General features: G+C 73.0%; 20 protein-coding genes. 9 read left to right on the top strand and 11 right to left on the bottom strand.

The features are described from left to right. Window positions 1-89: 89 nt before the first annotated feature. On the bottom strand, window positions 90-293 hold the full coding sequence (locus ACIQU6_RS29335) for a hypothetical protein (protein WP_403484705.1): 204 nt from the start codon (window positions 291-293) through the stop codon (window positions 90-92). A 310-nt stretch (window positions 294-603) separates the two neighbouring features. Here ACIQU6_RS29335 and ACIQU6_RS29330 point away from each other — a divergent pair, with 310 nt between their 5' ends. Next, entirely contained in the window at window positions 604-1,446 is an 843-nt protein-coding gene (locus tag ACIQU6_RS29330) for a CPBP family intramembrane glutamic endopeptidase (protein WP_403484704.1), read from the top strand. Between the two features lie 70 nt (window positions 1,447-1,516). Here the strand turns inward: ACIQU6_RS29330 and ACIQU6_RS29325 are convergent, their stop codons facing one another. After that, window positions 1,517-2,338, bottom strand: coding sequence for a PhzF family phenazine biosynthesis protein (locus ACIQU6_RS29325; protein ID WP_403484703.1), 822 nt, complete (start codon window positions 2,336-2,338; stop codon window positions 1,517-1,519). A gap of 187 nt (window positions 2,339-2,525) precedes the next feature. Here ACIQU6_RS29325 and ACIQU6_RS29320 point away from each other — a divergent pair, with 187 nt between their 5' ends. Next, window positions 2,526-3,149: a PadR family transcriptional regulator gene (locus tag ACIQU6_RS29320; RefSeq protein ID WP_403484702.1), complete on the top strand. Its 624-nt coding sequence runs from the start codon at window positions 2,526-2,528 to the stop codon at window positions 3,147-3,149. A 51-nt stretch (window positions 3,150-3,200) separates the two neighbouring features. On the opposite strand, the gene ACIQU6_RS29315 is transcribed toward ACIQU6_RS29320, so the two are convergent. Beyond that, window positions 3,201-3,629, bottom strand: a complete 429-nt coding sequence (locus ACIQU6_RS29315) for an SRPBCC family protein (protein WP_403484701.1) — start codon at window positions 3,627-3,629, stop codon at window positions 3,201-3,203. 462 nt (window positions 3,630-4,091) lie between these two features. Here ACIQU6_RS29315 and ACIQU6_RS29310 point away from each other — a divergent pair, with 462 nt between their 5' ends. The 3 genes from ACIQU6_RS29310 to ACIQU6_RS29300 all read left to right on the top strand — a co-directional run bounded on the left by ACIQU6_RS29310 (window position 4,092) and on the right by ACIQU6_RS29300 (window position 7,072). After that, window positions 4,092-4,625: a Clp protease N-terminal domain-containing protein gene (locus ACIQU6_RS29310; protein ID WP_403484700.1), complete on the top strand. Its 534-nt coding sequence runs from the start codon at window positions 4,092-4,094 to the stop codon at window positions 4,623-4,625. Between the two features lie 101 nt (window positions 4,626-4,726). Continuing rightward, the gene (locus tag ACIQU6_RS29305; protein WP_403484699.1) at window positions 4,727-5,842 is read left to right on the top strand and encodes an EamA family transporter; all 1,116 of its coding nucleotides are present in this window, start codon (window positions 4,727-4,729) and stop codon (window positions 5,840-5,842) included. A gap of 240 nt (window positions 5,843-6,082) precedes the next feature. Further along, entirely contained in the window at window positions 6,083-7,072 is a 990-nt protein-coding gene (locus ACIQU6_RS29300) for a DMT family transporter (RefSeq protein ID WP_403484698.1), read from the top strand. A gap of 243 nt (window positions 7,073-7,315) precedes the next feature. Here the strand turns inward: ACIQU6_RS29300 and ACIQU6_RS29295 are convergent, their stop codons facing one another. Next, the gene (locus tag ACIQU6_RS29295) at window positions 7,316-7,930 is read right to left on the bottom strand and encodes a helix-turn-helix domain-containing protein (RefSeq protein WP_403484697.1); all 615 of its coding nucleotides are present in this window, start codon (window positions 7,928-7,930) and stop codon (window positions 7,316-7,318) included. 82 nt (window positions 7,931-8,012) lie between these two features. On the opposite strand from ACIQU6_RS29295, the gene ACIQU6_RS29290 reads away from it, so the two are divergent. After that, a complete protein-coding gene (locus ACIQU6_RS29290; protein WP_403484696.1) occupies window positions 8,013-9,032 on the top strand; it encodes an NAD(P)/FAD-dependent oxidoreductase in 1,020 nt (339 codons plus the stop codon). 131 nt (window positions 9,033-9,163) lie between these two features. On the opposite strand, the gene ACIQU6_RS29285 is transcribed toward ACIQU6_RS29290, so the two are convergent. Then, window positions 9,164-9,841: an FMN-binding negative transcriptional regulator gene (locus tag ACIQU6_RS29285; RefSeq protein WP_403484695.1), complete on the bottom strand. Its 678-nt coding sequence runs from the start codon at window positions 9,839-9,841 to the stop codon at window positions 9,164-9,166. A 9-nt stretch (window positions 9,842-9,850) separates the two neighbouring features. Continuing rightward, entirely contained in the window at window positions 9,851-10,519 is a 669-nt protein-coding gene (locus ACIQU6_RS29280; RefSeq protein WP_403484694.1) for a pyridoxamine 5'-phosphate oxidase family protein, read from the bottom strand. Window positions 10,520-10,554: 35 nt separating this feature from the next. Between ACIQU6_RS29280 and ACIQU6_RS29275 the strand changes: the two genes are divergently transcribed. Next, window positions 10,555-11,886, top strand: a complete 1,332-nt coding sequence (locus ACIQU6_RS29275; protein WP_403484693.1) for an aminotransferase class I/II-fold pyridoxal phosphate-dependent enzyme — start codon at window positions 10,555-10,557, stop codon at window positions 11,884-11,886. 481 nt (window positions 11,887-12,367) lie between these two features. Here the strand turns inward: ACIQU6_RS29275 and ACIQU6_RS29270 are convergent, their stop codons facing one another. Then, the gene (locus ACIQU6_RS29270) at window positions 12,368-13,378 is read right to left on the bottom strand and encodes a DMT family transporter (RefSeq protein ID WP_403484692.1); all 1,011 of its coding nucleotides are present in this window, start codon (window positions 13,376-13,378) and stop codon (window positions 12,368-12,370) included. 75 nt (window positions 13,379-13,453) lie between these two features. Here ACIQU6_RS29270 and ACIQU6_RS29265 point away from each other — a divergent pair, with 75 nt between their 5' ends. After that, window positions 13,454-14,407 (top strand): LysR family transcriptional regulator, encoded by a 954-nt coding sequence (locus ACIQU6_RS29265; protein WP_403484691.1) that lies wholly within the window; start codon window positions 13,454-13,456, stop codon window positions 14,405-14,407. A gap of 479 nt (window positions 14,408-14,886) precedes the next feature. On the opposite strand, the gene ACIQU6_RS29260 is transcribed toward ACIQU6_RS29265, so the two are convergent. The 3 genes from ACIQU6_RS29260 to ACIQU6_RS29250 all read right to left on the bottom strand — a co-directional run bounded on the left by ACIQU6_RS29260 (window position 14,887) and on the right by ACIQU6_RS29250 (window position 18,495). Then, window positions 14,887-16,296, bottom strand: coding sequence for a carboxyl transferase domain-containing protein (locus ACIQU6_RS29260; RefSeq protein WP_403484690.1), 1,410 nt, complete (start codon window positions 16,294-16,296; stop codon window positions 14,887-14,889). Further along, a complete protein-coding gene (locus ACIQU6_RS29255) occupies window positions 16,289-17,797 on the bottom strand; it encodes an acyl-CoA synthetase (RefSeq protein WP_403484689.1) in 1,509 nt (502 codons plus the stop codon). The genes ACIQU6_RS29260 and ACIQU6_RS29255 overlap by 8 nt, the downstream gene beginning before the upstream one ends. A gap of 179 nt (window positions 17,798-17,976) precedes the next feature. After that, window positions 17,977-18,495, bottom strand: a complete 519-nt coding sequence (locus tag ACIQU6_RS29250; RefSeq protein WP_403484688.1) for a pyridoxamine 5'-phosphate oxidase family protein — start codon at window positions 18,493-18,495, stop codon at window positions 17,977-17,979. A 134-nt stretch (window positions 18,496-18,629) separates the two neighbouring features. Here ACIQU6_RS29250 and ACIQU6_RS29245 point away from each other — a divergent pair, with 134 nt between their 5' ends. Continuing rightward, window positions 18,630-19,391 (top strand): cysteine hydrolase, encoded by a 762-nt coding sequence (locus ACIQU6_RS29245; RefSeq protein WP_403484687.1) that lies wholly within the window; start codon window positions 18,630-18,632, stop codon window positions 19,389-19,391. A gap of 17 nt (window positions 19,392-19,408) precedes the next feature. Here the strand turns inward: ACIQU6_RS29245 and ACIQU6_RS29240 are convergent, their stop codons facing one another. Continuing rightward, the gene (locus ACIQU6_RS29240) at window positions 19,409-21,466 is read right to left on the bottom strand and encodes a prolyl oligopeptidase family serine peptidase (protein WP_403484707.1); all 2,058 of its coding nucleotides are present in this window, start codon (window positions 21,464-21,466) and stop codon (window positions 19,409-19,411) included. Between the last annotated feature and the right edge of the window lie 621 nt (window positions 21,467-22,087).

Genomic DNA, 22,087 nt, shown 5'->3' with positions numbered 1-22,087 from the left:
CACCCGCTACGACAAGACAGCCGAGTCCTACCAAGCAGCCATCACCCTCGCAGCGCTCCTGATGTGGGCGTGACATTTGAAGACAACTCCTAGGGAAGGCCGGGGTGCCGGCGCAGCGACGTACGGCGGCGGGGGGAAGCGTCCCGTAGGGCCGGTGGGTCTTGTTCCGCCGGCTCGTTCAGCGCGGCCCGGTCCGCCCGTAGGTCCGCACCCGGCGCCGACAATCGGTGTTCCGGGTCGGCCGGCCGTTGGGCGAGCGAGTCGGTGACCTCGGAGGAGGGCCGTGCGTGCACCGCGACATCGGGGCGTGCCGTCGGTGCGCGCTGCGTCCCGGTGGGCCCTGACTGCCACCGCGTCCGGTGCCGGAGGGACCCCGTTCGGTGCGGTATGGAGCCGTCGGGCAAGCTGGGACGTCTTATGCGGTAACGCCGCTCCCGGTGTACGGAGGTCCGGCCCGGGCCTCCCTCGGGATCGATGCGGGCGGGCGCCCCTCCGGGGAGGGCGCTCGCCGCCGGCCTGTCGCGCGCGATCTTCGCACCCGCTTTCGAGACCCTGGTGGAGCGACGGTGGTGAAGAGGCGGTACTGCGGAAGTGGAGGAACCTTTGCAGTCGGATGCAAGTCCCGTGGCGGACGCCGACGTTCCGGGCGCCGGCGACGGCTCGGGGCGCCCCGTGACGACGGCCGGGGAGCCGGCCCGGAGCGTGCTGCGCAACGAGACGCTGATCGTCCTGGCGCTCTCCCTGGGGGCCAGCGCGGTCTCCGCGCTCATCAGCTTCGTCGGGTCGCTGACCAGGCCCGGCGGACTCAAACACCAGGCGGCGACGCTCAACGCCTCGCACGCGCCCGGCCGGCCCTGGCTGGACCTGGCCTGGCAGTTGTTCGGGATCGCGACGGCCCTGGTCCCGGTCGTGCTGGTGGCCCATCTGCTGCTCCGGGAGCGGGCCGGCGGGCTGCGCGCCATCGGTTTCGACCGGCGGCGGCCCGGCTTCGACCTGGGGATGGGCGCCGGACTGGCCGCGCTCATCGGGGGCAGCGGGCTACTGCTCTACCTGGGGGCGCGGGCGGCCGGGGCCAATCTGACGGTGGTGCCCGAGGCGCTGCCCGATGTCTGGTGGAAGATCCCGGTGTTGATCGTCTCCGCGGTGCAGAACGCGGTCCTGGAAGAGGTCATCGTCGTCGGCTATCTGCTGCGCCGGCTGGGGCAACTGGGCTGGGCACCCTGGGCGGCGGTGGCCGCCAGTTCGGTGCTGCGCGGTTCCTACCACCTCTACCAGGGCATCGGCGGCTTCTTCGGCAACATGGTGATGGGCGTGATCTTCGCCCTGGTGTACCGGCGTTGGGGCCGGGTCGGGCCACTGGTCGCGGCGCACGCGCTGATCGACATCGTGGCGTTCCTGGGCTACGCGCTGCTGGCGGGGCACGTGTCCTGGCTGCCCACGGCGTGAGCGGCCGGGAAACCGGAGCACGGGGCGGGTGGCCTGATGGCCCCCCGCCCCGTGCGGTACCGGGGCGGCGTCAGGCGGTGGCGAGCAGTTCGCCGTCGATGACGGTCACCGCCGAACCGGTCAACAGGGTGCGCTCGCCGCGCAGTTCGGTGCGGACGAGCCCGGTCCGGGCGCCGCCCTGGCGGCCGACCAGGTTGGCGCGGCCCAGGCGCGCCGACCAGAAGGGGGCGAGCGCGGTGTGCGCGCTACCGGTGACCGGGTCCTCGTCGACGCCCACACAGGGGAAGAAGCCGCGGGAGACGAAGTCGTAGCCGCCGTCGGGGTCTTCGGCGCGGGCGGTGGCGATCACGCCCCGTCCGCCGTGCCCGGCCAGCAGCGGCAGGTCCGGTGACAGCGCGCGCACGGACTTCTCGTCGGCGAACTCGACCAGCAGGTCGCCGACGTGGGGGCCGGTGTCGTGGGCGGAGCGGATCTCGGCGCCGAGCGCCCGGGTGACGGCGTCCGGCACGTCCACGGGGGTCAGCGGGGCGGTGGGGAAGTCCATGGTGATCGAGCCGCCGTCGTCGACGGTGGTGATCAGCACGCCGCTGCGGGTGCGGAAGCGGACGGTGCCGGTGGCCGTGCCCGTGGTGTGCAGCACGTGCGCGGTGGCCAGGGTGGCGTGCCCGCACATGTTGACCTCGGCGGTCGGGGTGAGCCAGCGGAGCGCCCAGTCGGCGTCGCCGCCCGGGGGTAGCGGGTGTGCGAAGGCGGTTTCGGAGAGATTGACCTCGGTGGCGACGTGCTGGAGCCAGCCGTCTTCGGGGAAGGCGTCGGCGTCGAGCAGGACGACCCCCGCGGGGTTGCCGGCGAACGGACGGTCGGTGAAGGCGTCGACGATGCGGATCCTCATGGCCCGGAGCCTAGGTGCGGGGCAAAGCCGCAGGCCAAGGCCAATCTCAGGGAATTGGACCCGGAAATCTCAGGCGGACCCTTGTTCGTCGAACAGTCCCGATATATCGTTGAAGCATCGCGATCGGTCAACGATCGCGAGCGATAGAACGTGCGTGATGCACTGACGACGAGAAGGAGGGCGCACCATGCGTTCCCAGGGATACGAGCACGGACGTGACCACCGGCACGAGAACTACGGCCCCGGACGCCGCGGCGAGCGCGGGGAGTTCGGCGGCTTCGAGCGTCGCCGCTCCTCCTTCGGCGGCTTCGGCCCGCCGTTCGGAGGCCCGCCCTTCGGGGGTGGTCGAGGGCGCGGGGGGCCGCGCGGCCGGGCCCGGCGCGGCGATGTGCGCGCCTCGATACTGGCGCTGCTCAAGGACCGCCCGATGCACGGCTACGAAATGATCCAGGAGATCGCCGAGCGCAGCGGCGGGGCGTGGAAGCCCAGCCCCGGCTCGGTCTACCCCACCCTCCAACTGCTGGAGGACGAGGGGCTGATCGCCAGCGCCAGCGAGGGCGGCAAGAAGCTGTTCTCGCTGACCGACGAGGGGCGCGCCGAGGCGGACGGCGGCTCCGACGCCCCCTGGGAGGACGCCGGTCGCGGCGTCGACTGGGAGGCGATGAACGAGATACGCAAGGCGGGCGGCGGCCTGGTCGAGGCGTTCCGTCAGGTGTGGGCCACCGGCAGTCCCGAGCAGCGGGAGAAGGCCATGGCGGTGGTCAACAAGGCCCGCAAGGAGCTGTACCTGATCCTCGCCGAGGAGGACTGAGGCGCGGTGGGGCGGGGTGGCGGTGCCGGAGGGTGCCGCCGCCCCGGCGGCTCAGGTCACCAGGCCGGCCAGCTTGCGCAGGGACTCCTCCAGCGCGGCGCCTGCCGAGTCCTTCAGCTTGGCCGCCATCAGGGAGACCGCGGCGCCGGTGAAGGAGCCGTCGATCCGGACCGAGGTCGCCCCGCCGTCGGGCGTCAGTTGGTAGCGCATGCCGAGACTGACACCCATCGGTCCCTTGCCGTGGACGACGAGCAGCCGGCCGGGCTCCAACTCCCTTACGGTCCAGGACACTTCCGCTGGAAAGCCCATCAGCTTCATGTTCTCCGCGTAGGTGGCGCCCACCTCCAGGGGGTGCGGGCCGCCGTGCGGGAAGTCGGTGTGGGTGGCGTTCCAGTGCCCGTAGGAGTCGAAGTCGGTGAGCTGGTCCCAGAGCTTCTCGGTCGGTGCCTCGATCCGGGCCTGGGCGGTGACATCGGCCATGCGGGCACCCCTTCGGTGACGGCGTCCTGGTTGGTGCGCGGAACGTAGCGGGGCGGGGGTGAAGGTGCAAGGGTGGCGCTGCAGAATTCCTGACGGAGGGTCAGCTCTCTTGTGGGGTGTCGAACTGTCGCCCCGGACGTCGAATATGGAGGCATCGCGGCGGCACTGAGGGCTCCGAGGCAGGTTCTTCCGCGTCGTTGGCTCGTTGATCCAGGTGCACGGAGGTCCGCCGGCAGGCCGTGGGGAGAGGGGGCGGGGTCGCTGGTTGCCGCTTGCGGTTCGGCGGTGAGGGGGAGATGGGGGAGCCTGTGACCGTATGGGGTGGTAGGCCCGACCTTCATGATCCCTCCGCATATCCTCCGTAAGGATGAGATCTTGTGTGGGCTTCCCCAACCACGGTGGGATGCGCAAATGCTTCCCGCCGGGGATGCTCCGGCCTTCGCGGACTGGTGGGGTGGGGCTGTGCAAAACCGTACTGCGTACAGCGGCGGGGACCGCTCCGCCCAGGAACACCCCGACAGCCTGCTCACCGTGGAGCTGGCGTCGGTGGTTTCCGCTGCCCGCAGACGGGCCACCCGCGACGGCGACCGGCAGGTCGACACCGCGCACCTGCTGCACGGGCTCCTGGAGTGGGACCCCGCGGTCCGCGAGGTCTTCGAGGACGGCGCCCAGGTCGCCCGGCTGCTCGGCTATCTCGTCCAGCGCAGCATCGGCTACGGCCTGCAATGGCACGGCACCGTCGAGGACTCCGGCGCGGTCCCCATGGTCGGCGAGGGCGGCGTCCCCGGATGGTCGCCGGCCGCGGCCGCCGCGATGGACGGCGCGCTCGACCGCGCCCACGCCCGCTACGACACCCGGGCCGACTGCCTCGACCTCCTCGCCGCCCTCGTGGACGACCCCGAATCCCGGGCCGTCGAGGTCCTGCGCCGCGCCTCCGTGGACACCACCCGGCTCGCCGCCCGCCTCGACGGCGACCAGCGTCCCGAACCGGTCTGACCGACCCCGTCCCACACCGCCCGCACCCCCTGTCCGTATCGCCTTGTGAGACAGGGGCGTTGAGGGATGACGCTGCTGATCACGGCTGTCATGATGACCCGATGCACGCCTCATCGGGGAGCTCGGCGGGTCACATGACCGGCCCGGCCCAGGGAACCTCCGGGTCCTGGGGGACCCAGCAGCCGGCCGCCGGCGGCCCGGACACCGCCCGGCCCACCGGGCGCGGCGCCGGGCTCGGCATCGCCCTGCTCTCCGCGCTCGCGTTCGGCGGTTCCGGCGTCGCCGCCAAGCCGCTGATCACCGCCGGCCTCGAACCGCTGCACGTCACCTGGCTACGGGTGGCCGGTGCCGCGCTGGTGATGCTCCCCGTCGCCTGGCGCCACCGCGATCTGCCGCGCCGCCGGCCGGCGCTCCTCGTCGGCTTCGGCCTGCTGGCCGTCGCCGGCGTCCAGGCCTGCTACTTCGCCGCGCTCTCCCGGATCCCCGTCGGCGTCGCGCTGCTCATCGAATACCTCGCCCCCGCCCTGGTCCTGGGGTGGGTGCGCTTCGTGCAGAAGCGGCCCGTGACCCGCGCCGCCGCGCTCGGTGTGGTGCTGGCCGTCGGCGGTCTGGCCTGCGTCGTCGAGGTGTGGTCCGGGCTCAGCCTCGACCCCCTCGGTCTGACCCTCGCCCTCGGCGCGGCCTGCTGCCAGGTCGGCTACTTCGTCCTGTCCGACCACGGCACGGACGGCGACGCCGACGCGGCACCGGACCCGCTCGGCGTGATCGCCTACGGCCTGCTGATCGGCGCCGTCGTCCTCACCGTCGTCGCCCGCCCCTGGACCATGCACTGGTCGGTGCTGCGCGGTACCGCGGACCTCAACGGCGCCGCGGTACCCGCCGTGTTGCTGCTCGCCTGGATCGTGCTGGTCGCCACGGTCGTCGCGTACCTCACCGGCGTGGTGTCGGTCCGACGGCTCTCCCCGCAGGTCGCCGGCGTCGTCGCCTGTCTGGAGGCGGTGATCGCCACCGTGCTCGCCTGGGTGCTGCTCGGCGAGCACCTCTCCGCGGCCCAGATCGCCGGCGGCGCGGTGGTCCTGATCGGTGCCTTCATCGCGCAGTTGGCCAAGCCGGCGACCGAGCGGAACGGGAACGGCACCGTCACCGTGGCCTCCGGAGGAACACCCGTCACGGACCCCGACACCACCCCCAACGTGCTGCACACCAAAGGCTCTTAGAAGCCGACGGCCCTCCGGGCACCGCCTGTGGATGGCTTGCCGGCCGATTCGCCCACGGCATAGGCTCGTGATCATGTATTCGACCGTGCTGTCCCCGCCCGCCGCCTAGAGCGGGCGGCGACCACCGAGGAAATCCCGGCCCAGGCTGAGCCCGGAGCCGGTCGACGCTGCCCGCATACGGGACCACGCGACCACTGACCGGCGCACCGCGCCGCCATGGTTTTCCCGGAGCACCCTCCCATGCACACCACACCTCACTCCGCCCTGCCCGTGGGCCGGGGGCTGGCCTACGTCTCGCTCGCCGCCACCGCCTGGGGCACCGCCGGCGCGGCCGCCGCCCTCCTCTACCGGGGCAGCGGACTCGGCCCCATCGCCCTCACCTTCTGGCGCACCTTCGGCGGCCTGCTGCTCCTGCTCGCCGTACGGGCGGTGTGGCGACACCGCACCAGCGCCGCGAACGGAGCGACCCTGCTGCCCGTCGAGCCGCTCCGCCACCGCGCCGCGCGGGTCGTGGTCACCGGCCTCGCCCTCGCCGTCTTCCAAGCCGCCTACTTCGCCTCGGTGCAGGCCACGGGCCTGGCCGTCGGCACCGTCGTCACCATGGGCGCCGGCCCCGTCCTCATCGCCCTCGGAGCGCGCCTCACCATGGGCGAACGGCTGGGCGTCGGCGGCATCCTGGCCGTCGGCGGGGCGCTGACCGGCCTGCTCGTCCTCGTCGTCGGCGGCGACGGCACCGCCACCGTCCGCCCGGCGGGCGTCGGTTACGCCCTGCTCGCCGCCGCCGGCTGCGCGGTGCTGACCCTGACCACCCGCCGACTCGGCAGGGGCGGCGGCAACGATCCCCACGCCTCGACGGCCGGTGCGTTCGCGGCCGGTGCGCTGTGCCTGCTGCCCCTCGCCGCGGCCGAGGGGCTCTGGCCGCACTCCCACGACCTCGGGCGCAGCCTGCTCCTCCTCGGCTACATCGCCGCCGTCCCCACCGCCCTCGCCTACGGCCTCTACTTCGCCGGCCTGGCCGCCGTACGGGCCGCGACCGCTTCGGTGGTCTCCTTGATCGAACCGGTCGCGGCGGCGACCCTCGCGGTGCTGTTCCTCGGCGAACGGCTCACCGTGGCGACGGCGGCCGGCACCACGGTCCTGCTGACGGCCGTCGGGGGGCTCGCGGTGACGGAGGCGCGGGGTGGAGGCCAGGGCCGACGCCGAGAGCGGGGCCGGGGCCAACGGGAGTAGCGGCGGACTGGCCGGTCCTACGGGGGCGGGGGGCTACCGGACCTGGGATTTGTGGGGTCTGTGGGACCTGTGGTGCCCGTAGGTCGGCCGCCGGAACTCGTTCCCGGAGGGGGCCGTGAGCGTCCACCGTTCGCCCGGGCGTGACCGTGTGCGCGGAAGGCCCGGGCGGGGCGGTGGGGCGGCAAACCGGCGGTCGCGCGGGCGAGTTGGGGGCGTTCCGCTCTCGCCTCCCCGCTCCCGCGCTCACGGCTCGTCGGCGTCCGCCGCGCGCGACCGGGGCTTGGCGCGCACGTGGATGCGCTCGCCCTGCCGTCCGAAGAGGCTGAGCACCTCCACCGGCCCGTCCCCGGTGCTCCCGAACCAGTGCGGCAACCGGGTGTCGAACTCGGCGGCCTCGCCGGCCCCCATCACCAGGTCATGATCGGCCAACACCAACCGCAGCCGCCCCGCCAGCACATACAGCCACTCGTAGCCCTCGTGCGTACACGGCTCCGGGGTGCGGCGCTCGGCCGGGATGACCATCTTGAACGTCTGCAACGGGCCCGGGTGGCGGGTCAGCGGCAGCACCGTGGAGCCGTTCAACTGCCGCGGCTTCAAGCGGATCCGCGGATCGCCGACCTCGGGCGCCCCGACCAGCTCGTCCAGGGGCACCTGGTGGGCCTGTGCGATGGGGAGCAGCAGCTCCAGACTGGGGCGGCGCTGACCGGACTCCAGGCGGGACAGGGTGCTCTTCGAGATCCCGGTGGCCTCCGCCAGGGCGGACAGCGTCACACCGCGCTCCGTTCGCAACCGCTTGAGACGCGGGCCGACCTCGGCGAGGGTCTGGGAAATGGCAGCAGTGTGTTCCACATCGCCCATTGCACCGCTCGTTCCCGGATCTGGCAACAAAGATTGCTGCTCCGGCGACAGGTGGCGCAGCCTGCAGGCGGAGGTGATCGCGATGAGCGAGACGAACAACCGCCCCGAGGCGGGGCCGGAGAGCGACACGAACGAAGCGGCCGCGGCGCACCGCGAGGGCGTCCCGGCAGGTGAGACGGACCGGGACGTCGTGGTCATCGGGGCCGGCGCCGCCGGACTCAACGCGGCGTTGGTCCTGGCCCGGGCCCGCCGACGGGTCACCGTGATCGACGGCGGAGCGCCGCGCAACGCACCGGCGCATCGGATGCACGGCTTCCTCAGCCGGGACGGCATGGCACCCGCGGCCCTCCTGGAGGCCGGCCGGGCCGAACTGGCCACCTACGGGGCCGAGATCATCACCGGGCACGTCGCCGGGCTCACCCCCGCCCTCGGCGTGCGGCTCGCGGGCGGCCCCGAGCTGCGCGCCCGCCGCGTCCTGGTGGCCACCGGACTGCGCGACGAACTCCCCGAGATCCCCGGTATACGGGAGCGCTGGGGCCGGGACCTGCTGCACTGCCCGTACTGCCACGGCTACGAGGTGCGCGACCAGCCGCTCGGGGTGCTGGGCACCCACCCCCTCGCGATCCACCAGGCGCTGCTGCTGCGGCAGTGGTCCGACGACGTGGTCCTCTTCCCGCACGACCTGGCCCCGACGGACGACGAGCGGGAACGGCTGGCGGCGCGCGGCGTGCGGAGCGTCGAGGGAACGGTCAAGCGGCTGGTGGTCGAGGACGACCGGTTGCGCGGCGTCGAACTCGCCGAGGGGCGCGTGGTACCGCGCGCCGCGGTCTATGCCGTCCCGCGGATGGTGCCGCGGGACGCCCTGCTCACCGAACTCGGCTGCGCCCGCAAGGAGGATGGCTGGGTGATCACCGATCCATCGGGGCGGACGAGTGTGCCCGGGGTGTGGGCCGCGGGGAACGTGGTCGACCCGCGCGCCCAGGTGGTGACGGCCGCCGGAATGGGGGCGTCCGCCGCCTTCGCCCTCAATCTCGATCTGGTGGAGGAGGAGGTCGAACGGGCCGTGGCGGACCGCCGGGCGCGGGTCGCCGCGGGTCGCTGACGGGAGGGGCGGGGCGAGGAGCGGGCCGGGGTACCCCCGGGAGCGGACAGCTCTCCGGGGGCACTCATCGGGTGCGCTCCTGCTGGCCAGGCCAGGCCAGGTCGGTTCGGCCCGGGCTGAACCGGAACCGTCTACTGCCGTGCGTCCGGCCCGTCCGTCGCGGGTGCGGCACCGCCGGCGGCCGCGAGGCGGCGCAGTTGGTGGCGGCGGGCCGCGGCGTCGCCTGGTCCGTTCCGGTCGGCGAGACGCTCCGAGATGCGGTGCTGGACCGTCTCGCTCCGCTTGCCGCCGTACTTGAACTTCGCCCGTATGTCGTGCACTTCGAGGCGCAGCCCCCGGATGCCGGGCAACTGCCGCCCGTAGGGGGCCTCGCCGGCGACTACCGGGGCCGAGTCGCCGTCCGGCTGGAAGTGCGCCATCTGTCGCTGCAACAGCGTGGCCTTGGCGTCCGGGTCGTCCACCACGTGTGCGGTGCAGACGAGTTGGACCGCCGCGTAGAAGCTGGTGGGGACGCCGTGTTCGGGCGGCTGGTCCTCGTTCGCCTGCCAGGGGCCGGGGATGAAGGTGTAGTCGTCGACGACGCTGAGCAGGACCGTCGGTCGGTCCTGCAACGCGAACCAGATGGGGTTCGGGCGGGCGAGGTGGGTGACGGCCTCGCGGTGGGCGGGGTCGTAGGCGAAGTGCAGCGGCTGGACCCACGGAGGCTCGCCGGGGGCGCCGTTGACGGCGAGCTGCCCGAAGTCGTGCCCGGCCAGCCACTCCTGCCATTCGGCGTCGTCGGTGGGGGCGTCCCAGGGGTGGATGAGCATCGGGGCTCCTCAGCGGGCGGAGAGGTAGTCCGGCGTGGGGATACCGGGAGCGAGGTCATCGGCCGCTATCGGCGCACCGTACACGGGGGAGACGGGGAGCACGCCGCTCCAGTGGGGCAGGTCGAGGTCCTCGGGCTCGTCGCTGGGGCCGCCGGTGCGGATCTTCGCGGAGACCTCGCACAGATCGAGGCGGATCACCGCTGTCGCGGCCAACTCCTTGGCGTTGGCGGGGCGGGAGTCCGCGGCGCGGCCGGGCAGGACGTGCTCGACGAGGGCGTCGAGCGCGGCCGTCTTCTCGTCCGGGTCGGTGACCTGGTGAGCGGTGCCGTGGACGACGACGCTGCGGTAGTTGATGGAGTGGTGGAAAGCGGACCTGGCGAGGACCAGGCCGTCGACGTGGGTGACGGTGACGCAGACCGGGAGACCGGGGTCGGCGCCCTGATCGCCGGTCATCCGCAGCGGGCGCGAGCCGGTCGAACCGTGGAGATAGAGGTGGTCGTCGACCCGGGCGTAGAGGGTCGGCAGGACGACCGGGGCGTCGTCGCGGACGAAGCCGAGGTGGCAGACGTAGCCCTCGTCGAGGATGGCGTGCACCGTGGCCTCGTCGTAGCTGGCACGCTCCCGGGCCCGGGTCGGGACGGTGCGGTCCGTCGCGGCGAAAGACTTTCCCTCGGTCATTGCCAACTCCATTGCACTAGTGCATAATCAACTTTGTGCTAGGAGAGTATCGGATCGAAGGGCGGCGCGCATCGGAAATTGCCGCAAGTGTTGAGCGAGCCGTCGGTGCGGGCGAGCTCCAACCAGGCGAAGTGCTGCCCCCGCTCAGGGAGTTGGCCGTCTATCTGGAGGTAAACCCCAACACGGTCGCGGCCGCATATCGCACGCTCCGCGACCGCGGAGTGATCGAGACGGCCGGCCGGCGCGGCAGTCGAGTCCGCCCCCGACCCGCCAGCACCTCGCGCGAGGCGGTGCGGGTGGTGGCGCCACCCGGCGTCCGGAATGTCGCGGACGGCAACCCCGACCCGGCCCTGCTCCCCTCCCTTGAGGAAGCGTTCGCCGAAGCCGCCGCGCGCAACGCACACCGCCCCGTGCTCTACGGCATGCCCGCCGTCGACGACGACTTCGAAGCGCTCGCCCGAGCCGCCTTCCTCCGTGCAGGGCTGCCCGAAGGTCCCATCGCCGTCGCCAGTGGTTCGCTCGACGCCATCGAGCGCGTCCTCGCGGCCCACCTGCGCCCCGGCGACGCGGTAGCGGTCGAAGACCCGGGCTGGGGCAGCCTGTTGGACCTCATCCCGGCACTCGGCCTGCGCCCCGTGCCGGTCGGTGTGGACGACGACGGCCCGATGCCCGACCGGCTGGCGGTGGCGCTCAAGCAGGGGGTCCGCGCGGTCGTCGTCACCGACCGCGCACAGAACCCCACGGGCGCCGCCATCAGCGCCCCCCGCGCCGCCGAGCTCCGCACCCTCCTGGCCGCACACCCCGGAGTGCTCCTCATCGAGGACGACCACGGCCACGGCATAGTCGACCTCCCGCTGCACCACCTCTCCGGTGTCACCGACCACTGGGTCCTGGTCCGCTCGACGGCCAAGGCATACGGTCCCGACCTGCGCCTGGCCGCCCTCACCGGCGACGCCGTCACCGTCGACCGGGTCCGAGGACGCCAGCGCCTCGGCCCCGGCTGGGTCAGCCACCTGCTCCAACGCGCCGTCGTCCACCTCTGGAGAACGTCCGCGATCGACCCCACCGCGGTCGCAGCCGCCTACGGCGAGCGCCGCGATGCGCTCATACAGGCCCTGGGTCAGCGCGGGGTGCAGGCCCACGGCCGCAGCGGGATGAACGTCTGGGTACCGGTCCCCGACGAGACCGGCGCGGTGGCCCGCCTCCTGCACGCCGGCTGGGCGGTCGCCCCCGGCGCCCGCTTCCGCGTGCAGACACCCCCCGGCATCCGGATCACCGTCTCCGGCCTCACCGCCGACGACACCGTCCCCCTCGCCGACGCGGTCGCCGAGGCCACGGGGGTGGGGGAGGCGCGGCGGTATGAGTGAGGAGTGGGCGCGGGGTGGGGGCCGGGCGTCGTAGGGAGGCTGGGGCGGGGCGGGTGTCGATGGTGGGGCGGGGGGTGGGGGGGCAGGCATGGGTGAGGTGGTGGTGGCGGGTGGGATGGGGGAGACCCCGGGGGAGGGGAAAGGAGAGGTGTGTCGCCGAGAGCGTCGGCTGGTGGTCAAGCGGGTGCTGGCGGTCACGCGGGCGGCCGTAGGCGGGGCGTTGGCGTGGGGCCGCGAGAAGGGGTGACTCGCGTGGGGACGGGAACGTTGGCGAGTGCAGGAGGGGGGAGGGAGTGCCTGAGGGGAGTGGTGTAGGCGTTAACCCCCGGGAGGGAACCGGGGGTTGGGTGGTGGTCGCCGGATTGAGGGCTGCCGGTTTGGCCTTCGCCGGTTCGATTCGGCTCGGATCGGTTCTGCTCGGTTGGGCTTGGTCCTGTCCGGGTTGGCCTGGGGTGCTACTTCGAGCGGTGATCGCGGTCGGTTACGGGGTACGGGGCTTGCTCTGGGTGAGGGCCGCGCCTGCCAGGACGATGAGGGCGCCGACGGGTGTGTTCCAGGTGAGGTGCTCGTTGAGCAGTGCCACGCCGGCCGCGGTGGCGATGACGGGGATGAAGTAGGTGACCATCTGGGCCGTGGTGGGCCCGACCTCCGCGACCATGCCGTATTGCAGGAGGAAGGCGACGCCGGTGCCCAGCGCGCCCAGGCCGAAGACGGCGAGTACGGGGACGAGTGGGAACGCGGTCGGCATCGGGGTGAACAGTGCGGTGACGATGGCCAGTTGGACGGTCGCGAGCAGCAACTGGGTGCTGGACATGGCGAGGTGCGAGTGCTGGTCCCGGGCGAGGGTGCGTCGGACGTAGATCCAGCCGACGGGGTAGCTCAGCGAGGCGCCCAGCGCCATGGCGGTACCCGTCAGATCGACCCCGGAGAAGCCCTGCCAGGCGCCGAGGACCGTGAGGACCCCGAGGAATCCGAGGCCGAGGCCCGCGACCCGGCGACGGGTGGGCCGGTCCTCCGAGAGCGCCACGATCGACAGCAGCATGCCCCACAGCGGCGAGGTGGCGTTGCAGATGCTGGCCAAGGTGGAGGGAATGGTCAGCTCGGCGTAGGCGAAGAGGGAGAACGGAAGCGCGTTGAGCAGGAACGCGGCGACCGCGAGGTGCCCCCAGGTGCGGGCGGAGCGGGGGAGGCGTTCGCGCTTGATGACGAGGAACACCAGCAACACCAGCGCGCCGAACGCCACGCGTCCCAGGGTGACTTGGAGCGGCGCGAACCCCTCGGTGCCCAGTTTGATGAAGAGGAAGCTGAAGCCCCAGACCAGGCAGAGGAGGGCGAAACGCACCTGCCAGGCGCTGGCGCGGCGCGGTGCGGGCCGGTCCGGATGAGAGCGCGAGGTGTCCCGGTGGCCGGCGGGTGCAAGTGAGGGGCTGGGGGCCGGGGCGGCGGAGGAGGATGCGGCGGATCCGGTGGACGCGTCGGTGGTGGTGCTCATGGCGTCTACGATGCAGCGAAGCAAATTCGTAGCACAAGTGAGAATTAATGGCAGGTATCGCTTAGTGTTGCTTACATGTTGAACCTTGATCGCCTCCGAACCTTGTCCGCGATCGCCCGGCACGGTTCGGTCAGTGCGGCAGCCGAGGGGCTCCACGTGACGACCTCGGCGGTCTCGCAGCAGATCGCCAAGCTGGAGCGCGAGACCGGGCAGCAGTTGCTGGCGAAGAACGGGCGAGGGGTCCGGCTCACCGACGCCGGACGGCTGCTCGCCGATCATGCCGGGCGCATCCTGTCCCAGGTGGAGTTGGCGCAGGCCGAACTGGAAGCGCATCGCGGGCAGCCGGTGGGTGAGCTGCGGATGGGGGCCTTCCCGACGGCGGCGCGTGGGCTCTTTCCGTCCGCGCTCGTTGCGCTGCGTGCCGAACACCCGCAACTTCGCCCGAGGCTTTATGAGTTGGAGCCGGACGAGTCGGTGCGTGGCGTGGTGCGGGGCGATGTCGATGTGGCCGTCGTTCTCGACTGGTACAACCGGCCGCTGCCCGTGCCCGAAGGGCTGGCGAAGGCGCCGTTGCTCGACGATCCCTCGGACGTGGCGATGCCGTCGGACCACCCGTTGGCCGGGCGCCGGTACGTGGAACTGGAGGAGTTCGCGGACGACGAGTGGATCTCCTGGCCGCAGGCGGAGTTCTGCCATGACTGGTTGATGTTCACGCTACGGAGCAAGGGCGTTGAGCCGCGCATCTCCCACATGGCCGAGGAGCATCACACCCAGCTTGCCCTGATCGCGGCGGGGCTGGGCGTCGCGGTCGCGCCGCGGCTGGGGCGCGGGCCGGTGCCGGACGGGGTGAGCGTGGTGCCGGTGCGTGATCCGATGCGGCGCCATGTCTACGCGATCTGGCGTGCCGACGCGGATCGTCGGCCTTCGATCCGGGCTGCCGTGGAGGCGCTGCGGAAGGCCGGCGAGCGCGTGGAGGCGGGGATGGGGTCGGAAGGGGGGCGTTCGGCGGGGGCGGGGCGTGAGGTGTAGGTGGTCTGTGGGGTGGTTGGGGGCGGGGGAGTTGGGCGGGATGGCGGGGGCAGCGCGCAGTTTTGGGGCTTCCCCCCACCCCCCCACCCCCCCACCCCCCCACCCCCTCCCCGCCAAGCCGCTCCGCCGCGCGCGCACTCTCCGCTCGCCCCAGGCATGCCGAACAACACCGGTAGGGGCGGGGACCCGAACGCCCCTGATGCAGGCCGGAACCCGGACGATGTGCCGTTGGCCCCGTCCTCTCGCCCTCGGCACGCTCAACGCCCCCCGTTGGAGGCCGACTTGAACGACGTGCCAAAGCGCCCGCTCACCGTTCCGTTGGCCCTGCCCTCCCCTTTCCCCGACCTGCGCGCCGAAGCAACGCCCTCCGTTGGAGGCCGACTTGAACGACGCGTCAAAGCGCCCGCTCGCCGTTCCGGTGGCCCTGCCCTCCCCTTCTCCTCCGGCCGGCGCGACCGAAGTCCCCAAGTGCGTGGTGTCTACCTCCTATCAGCCTCCGCCGTGACGATGCCCCGGATGATGCCCAGTTCGAGCAGGTCTTGGGGGCGGATGCGGAGTTGGTCGGCGGTGTGCTGGATTTCGCCTGTGTCGCGTTTGAGGATGGCGGCGGCCATCTCCGGGGCGATCACGGAGAAATAGCTGTCGGGGGTGGCCCAGAGCCGGCCCGGGGCGGCGAGGGCCAGTGCGCCGCCCGATCCGCCTTCGCCGATCAGGAGCGAGGTGACCGGTACGCGGGCGGAGGCGAGCGCGGCGAAGGTGTCGGCGATGGCCGCGCCGGCGCCCGCGCGTTCGGCGTCCGCGTCGTTGGCGGCGCCCGGGGTGTCCACGAGGGTGAGGACCGGGATGCCGAGTCGGTCCGCGAGCCGTATCAGCCGGGTTGCGGTACGGAAGCCGGACGGACGGGTGGCCGTGCCGCACTGGGCCGCGAAGGCGATGGTGCGACCGTCGCGATGGCCGAAGCCGCAGCGCATCCCCGGGTCGCGACCGCCGCACCGGTCGCCGCTGAGCTCCTCCCAGTCGTCGAAGTACGCCCGGAGGTAGGACTCGGCGCGCGGGCGGTTGGTGTCGCGGGCCCGGAGCACGGCGGCCCAGCCGGATTCCGGCATGTCGGTGGTGCCCAGGGCGGAGGGAGGGGGTGCTGGGCCGGGCGGGGTGGAGGGTGGTCGTGGGGTGTCGGCGAGCAGGCGGAGCCAGCGCTGGAGGGTGGCGCGGAGCTCGTCGGCCGGGACGACGGCGTCGACCTGGCCGGCCGCGAACTGCCCCTCGGCACTGTAGGCGGTGGGATCGGCGTCCGGAGGGCGGACCCGGGAGCCCGCGAAGCCGACCTGGGCCTTGGGGAGCGCGAGGATCACATCGGCTCCGGCGCCCAGAGTCGCCCAGCCGCCGCCGGTGGTCGGATCGCGGACGACCGCGATCTGCGGGAGTCCGGCGGCGCGGTTGAGCGCCGACTGCCCGGCCACGCGCTGGAGTTGGGACAGGGCCCGCATGCCCTCCTGCATCCGGCTGCCGCCCGTGGCGATCAGCGATACCAGCGGCAGGCGCCGCTCGCGTGCGGTGGTGTAGGCGGCCTCCAGTCGGTCGCCGGTGCGTTCGCCGAGTGAACCGCCGAGGAAGCCGAACTCGAAGGAGAGCACCACGGCTTCGGTGCCGCCGATGGTGGCGAGCGCGGTGAGCACCGATTCCTCCTCGCCGGTGCGGGCGCGGGCCCGTTCCCGGGAGGCGTCGTAGCCGTCCCAGCCGAGTGGGCCGTTGGTGGGTGGGGAGACGGATGGTGGGTCGGTGGTGGGGGTGAATTCGGTGTAGGAGTCGGTGATTGCGGAGATGGCTTGGCGGGCCGTCAGGCGGAGGCTGGGCAAGGGGGTCGCGCTGGGCGGTGGTTGCTCATGCATCGCCGGCCCCTGCAGGGGGTGTGGTCGCCCGGAGGTCCCGCTTGAGGATCTTGCCCATGTCATTGCGGGGGAGGGCTTCGAGGAAGTGCACGGTGCGGGGACGCTTGTGGGGGGCGAGTTGGTGGGCGACGTGGTCGGCGAGTTCCTGGGCGTCCGGGCGCGGGCCGGCGTCGGGGCCGGTGACCGGCACGATCCAGGCGACGATCCGCTCGCCCAGGTCCTCGTCGGGCTCGCCGGTGACGGCCGCCTCGGCGACACCCGGGTGTGCCAGCAGGGCATTCTCGATCTCGCCGGCGCCGATCTTGTAGCCGCCGCTCTTGATGAGGTCGGTGGCCTTCCGGCCGACGATGCGGTAGTTGCCGGTGGCGTCCCGCACGGCCATGTCGCCGGTGCGGAACCAGCCGCCGTCGAACGCGGCGTCGGTGGCGTCGGGGCGGTTGAGGTACTCGGAGAAGAGGTTCGGGCCCCGCACCTGGATCTCGCCGACCGTTTCGCCGTCGCTCTCCTCTATGGCCTGGCCCGCGTCGTCCACCAGCCGGACGTAGACGCCGGGGAGGGGGACGCCGACGGTGCCGGTGGAGTCCGGGCCGTCCGCGCGGACGCTGGTGTTCATCAACGTCTCGGTCATGCCGTAGCGCTCGATCACCCGGCGGCCGGTGGCGGCGGTGAGCCGTGCGTGGTCGGTGAGCGGCAGCGCGGCGGAGCCGGAGACCAGCAGGCGGGCGCGGCCCAACGCCTCGGCGAGGTCGGCGTTCTCCCCGGCGTCGAGGGCGAGGCGGTGGTACATCGTCGGGACGCCGAAGAGCATCGTGCCGTCCGCGGACAGCTCCTGGGCGACCGCCTCGGTGCTGAAGCGCCCGAGGTGGTGGACGCTGCCGCCGCGGCGCAGCGGGCCGAGGATGCCGAGGATCAGGCCGTGGACGTGGAACAGGGGGAGGGCGTGGACCAGCACGTCGTCGGCCGTCCACTGCCAGGCGTCCTCCAGGGCGTCGAGGGTGTGGGCGAGGGCGCGCCGGGGGAGGACGACGCCCTTGGGCGGGCCGGTGGTGCCGGAGGTGTAGACGATGAGGGCGGGGGACTCGTCGCCGGGCTCCAACGGGAGGGGGCCGGGCAGTTGTTGCTCGTCGGGCTCGACGACCTCCACGTCGAGGCGGGGGAGTGCGGCCAGCGGGCCGGGCAGGTCGGCGCCCGGCTCGGCCAGGACGAGGGAGGGGAGGCTGTCCGCCACGATGTGCGCCAACTCGCGCTCACCGATCTTGGGGTTGATCGGCACCGCGGCCGCTCCGGTGAGCAGCGCGGCGACCACGCCCACGGACGTCTCCAGCGTCGGCGTCGCCCAGATCGCGACGCGGGTGGCGCCGCTGCCGGGGGTGAGCTCGTCGATCCGTTCGGCGAGTGGGCCGGCCACGGCGGCCAGTTGGTGATGGCTGAGCGCACGGTCGCCGAAGCGCAGCGCGGGGGCGGGCGAGCCGTCGCGCAGTGCGGGGAAGAGCACGTTCACCGGGTCTCCTTCGTCCTCGTCGGTTTCCGGCCGATGGGCCGGAACCATCCCGATCCCGCACGCGCCGCCGCGCGGAACGGGCTGACAGGGACCACTTTCGCAGAGACCGCTGACGTTGTGATCGCCGCACCGTCGGCCTGTGGATAACTCGGCGGGCGGGGTCCGGCGGCGTCCTTCGGTCAGCCCGGGATCTTGCCGAAGTCCCAGGACACCACCGCATCGGGCGTCAGCCGCAGCCAGGCGTGCCGGCCGTCGTGCGGCATCTCCCCGAGCCCGAAGTACTTCTGCGCGAACAGCCGCTCCGGAGCCGCCAGTTCCGGGCTGGGGGCCCCTGCGCGGGGCGCCTCGCCGACGAACTCCGCGCGCCCGGTCAGTTCGGCGCCGCGCAGTTCCCCGTAGGCGTGGCCGTCGTCGACGAGCACCGCGAGCCGCGGGTCCTTGCGGAGCTGCGCCCACCGCCTGCTGCGGGTGATCGAGTACAGCCACAGCGCCGCCCCGTCCCAGACGAACCACAGTGCGCCGACGTGCGGTGTGCCGTCGCCGGCGACCGTGGCGACCCGGCAGGTCCGCTGGGCCGCCAGGAAGGCGTCCAGCTCGTCCGGGGCCATCATGATCCGGCGTCCGCGCCGTTGGGTCGCGGTCGCGGTCGCGGTCGCGGTCGCGTCGTCCGTGCCGGCCGTGCGCGGTGTCTCGGTCATCCTCGCCGCCCCTCACCTGTCCGGTGGAGTCTCGGGTGATTGCTGGTGAATTGCCTGAGGGAATGCCTGGTTTGCGTGCTCGGTGTGGTGTCCGACGGGCACATCGAGCGAACCTGATGCTCCGTCAGGAAAGCATGGGGGCTCTTCCTGGTGGGCGCAATGGTCGATACCCTCGCGCCTTCCGGCCCGTCGCCGGCGCCCGTCGCCCGTATCCCCGGACGTCGTCGCGCCTTCCATGGAGGGGAGTGCCCGTGCCTTCGGACTCCGGGCTCGTCGCGCAGGTGGACCCGGCCACGACGGTGCTGCTCACCGTCGAGTGCCAACGTGGGGTCGTCGGGGCCGACAGCGCGTTGCCCGAGCTCGCCGAAGTGGCGCGCACCTCGGGGGCGTTGGTGCGGATCGCCCGCCTGGTGGGGGCGGCGCACGAGGCCGGCGTCCAGGTGCTGCACGCGGTCGCCGAACGGCGTCCCGACGGCCGTGGCGCCAGCAGCAACGCCCGGCTCTTCCGCGCGGCCGAACGACTGCCGGTGCGACAGCTCACCGGATCCACGGCGGTGCGCGTCGCCGACCCCATCCCGGTGGCGGAGGAGGACTTGGTGGTGCGCAGGCTGCACGGTCTCTCTCCGCTGGCCGGCACCGACGTCGACGCGCTGCTGCGCAACTTCGGGTGCCGCACGCTCGTCGTCACCGGGGTCTCGGCGAACGTGGCGATCCCCAATGCCGTGTTCGACGCGGTCAACCTCGGTTACACCGTGGTGGTCCCGGCGGACGCCATCGCGGGGGTACCCGCCGACTACACCCCCGCAATGGTCCGCAACACCCTCTCCCTGGTGGCCACCATCACCACCGCCGACGCCGTCCTCGACTGCTGGCGGCGCCCGCGCCGCACCCGTTGAGCCGGCCGTCGGTCCCGTTACCGCCACCTCGCCGTGGCGCCCTCCTCCGGGGTGGGCAACGCGCCCTTGAGGAAGTCCCGTTGGAAGCGCAGCAGGTTGGCGTTGACCGCGTCGTCGGCGGGCAGGTGCGTGGCGCCCGGTAGCGGCAGCACGGTGTGCGGACGGCCCGCGGCCAGCAGCTCGGCGGAGAACCGCAGGGTGTGCGCGACGGCGACGTTGTCGTCGACCAGCCCGTGGATGAGCAGCAGCGGGCGGCGCAGCAAGTGGCCGCTGCCGACCAGGGAGGAGCGCGCGTAGTTCTTCGGGTGCTCATCGGGGTGGCCCAGGAACCGCTCCTTCCAGTGGGTGTCGTACATCCGCTGGTCGGTGGGCGGGGCGCCGGCGACCGCCGCGTGGAAGACGTCCGGGTGGTGCAGGACCGCCGCCGCGGCCAGGAACCCGCCGAACGACCAGCCGCGGATCGCCACCCGCCCGAGGTCCAGATCGGGGAAGCGCTCCCCCGCCGCGCGCACCGCGTCCACCTGGTCCTCCAGCGCCGGCCACAACTGGTCGCCGTGGACGGCCTTCTCCCAGAGGGGGCCGCGCCCGGGCGTACCGCGCCCGTCCGTCACCAGGACCGCGAAGCCCTGCTCGGCGAACCACTGGGACACGCAACCGGTCCACCCCCGCGCCCGTACGGCGAGTTGCATCCCCGGGCCCCCGTACGGGTCGAGCAGCACCGGCAGCCGCTTCGTGCCCTGGCGGTGCCCGGACGGGAAGTACAGGCACGCACGCAACTCCCGTTCGCCCAGGGTGAGGTGGATCGGTCGCGGCGCGACCAACGGCTCCTCGGCGAACGAGGCGATGGTCCCGGACGGCCGCGGCTCCGGCTCGTCGTCCCGTAGGACGCGCACCTCGTGCCCGTCCGGCGTCAGGCCCGCCACCACGGTCGTGCCCCCGCGCCCGGTGCCCGTCCAGATGCCGGGGCCGCCGCTCAGGCGTCGGCACCCGGCGCCGGGCTCGTAGCGCCACACATGGGTCTCCGTCGGCTCCTCGCTCCCCGTGAACAGCACCCGCTCGCCCTCGACGCCCAACACCTCGCGCAGTTGCAGGCCCTCGGGCGTGACCCGCTGCCCGTCCACGGTCAGGAAGCGGGTGCCGCCCGCGTCCTCCGGGAGCACCAGGGCGCCGGCTGCCGTACGGGACGGGGTGCCGGGCACCAACTCCACCCAGGCGGGATCGGTCCGCTCGTGCCGCACCTCGGTGGCGCCGGTCGCCGGATCGACCGCGAGCGTCCGCAGCACGCCCTGGTCGCGGCTCTGTACGGCCACGAACGGGCCGTGGGCGTCCCAACCGGCGTCCACCAGGTACTCGTACGCCCCGCGGTCCCAACGGACCTCCGTGCGGCCGCCGTCGAGGCTCAGCAGGTGCGCCGTCACCTCGGCGTTGGCGGTACCCGCCGCCGGGTAGCGGATCATCCGCGGCGGGCGGGACGGGTCCGCCGGGTCGCTGAGGTAGCGCCGCTCCATCGGGGAGGTGTCGACCCGCGCCACCAGGAGGCGGCGACCGTCCGGCGCCCACCAGTAGCCGCGCGACCGGCCCATCGACTCGGCGGCGGTGAAGTCGGCGAGCCCGTAGGAGACCTCGGGCCCCTCGGCCCGCGCCAGTTGCCGGTCGTCGCCGCCCTCCAGGCCGACGACGTGCAGACAGCGCCCGGTCACATACGCGACGTGCCGCCCGTCCGGGGACGGCCGGGGGTCGACCACCGGCCCGGCGGCCGGCACCGCGAACGGCGCGCCGCCGTCCGTCCGCACCGCCCACAGCGCGCCGGACAGCGCGAACGCCACCACCCGCGTCGCGTCGTCGGTCGCGAACCCCACCACGCCCACGGAACGCTCCCGCGCCCGCTCGCGCCGCAGGCGCTCCTCTTCCGGGACGTCCTCGGCGCCGGCTCCTACCAGGAGCGCCGGATCGGCCAACAGCCGCTCCTGTCCTGCCGCGTACTCCCACAGCCGCCCCACGGGATCGCGGCCCGAGCCGGTGCGGACGAACACCACGCGGCTGCCGTCGGGGGAGACGGTGAACTCCCTTGGTATACCGAGGGAGAAGCGGCGGGTGCGGGCGAACTGCTCCGGAAAGCCATCGGTGTTGGTGGCTTCGGTGGCTGTGGTGGCTTTGGTTGTCTGGGGCGCCTGGGTGGCCTCGTCGGTGTCCTCGGTGCTTGCTGCCTTCGTTGCGGCGTTGGCCGGTTGTTGCGTCAAGGTGGTTTCCTCCAAGGGGCGGTGAGCGGAGTGGCGGGGCACGGCAGGCCCGTACCGGGGCAAGCCGAGGTGCGCAGGTATACCGGGTGTCCAGGTGTCTGGAAATCGGGTACCCGGGGCTCCAGGCGTGCGGGATGCATGCACTGGACGTGTCGGGAGTGCGGGGTGTGGCGGGTGCGCAGGCCTGTCGGGCGTGCGTCTGCCGTGGTGAGGGCTATCAAAGCCGCCGAAGGCGCCAAAGCGGCCATGGCTGTCAGGTGCCGGTGGGGCCGCGGGGCGGGCGGTGACGGGCGTGCGTCGGTGCGCAGTGCCCCGGCGCCCGGTGGCTGACGGGCCGGGGTCTGGTTACGGTCGATCAGCCGGAAGCCCGTCGGGGAAGTCCTCGCGTGGACGCGGCAGTTGGGCGGTGGTCGATCGCTGGGCAGGACCAGCGGATCATACTCACAGCCGAGGGAG

This window comes from Streptomyces sp. NPDC090442 (genome assembly GCF_044769405.1).
GTDB lineage: Bacteria > Actinomycetota > Actinomycetes > Streptomycetales > Streptomycetaceae > Streptomyces.
Note: the sequence above shows the minus strand (reverse complement) of the source record. Positions and strands in the feature narration are given on the sequence as shown.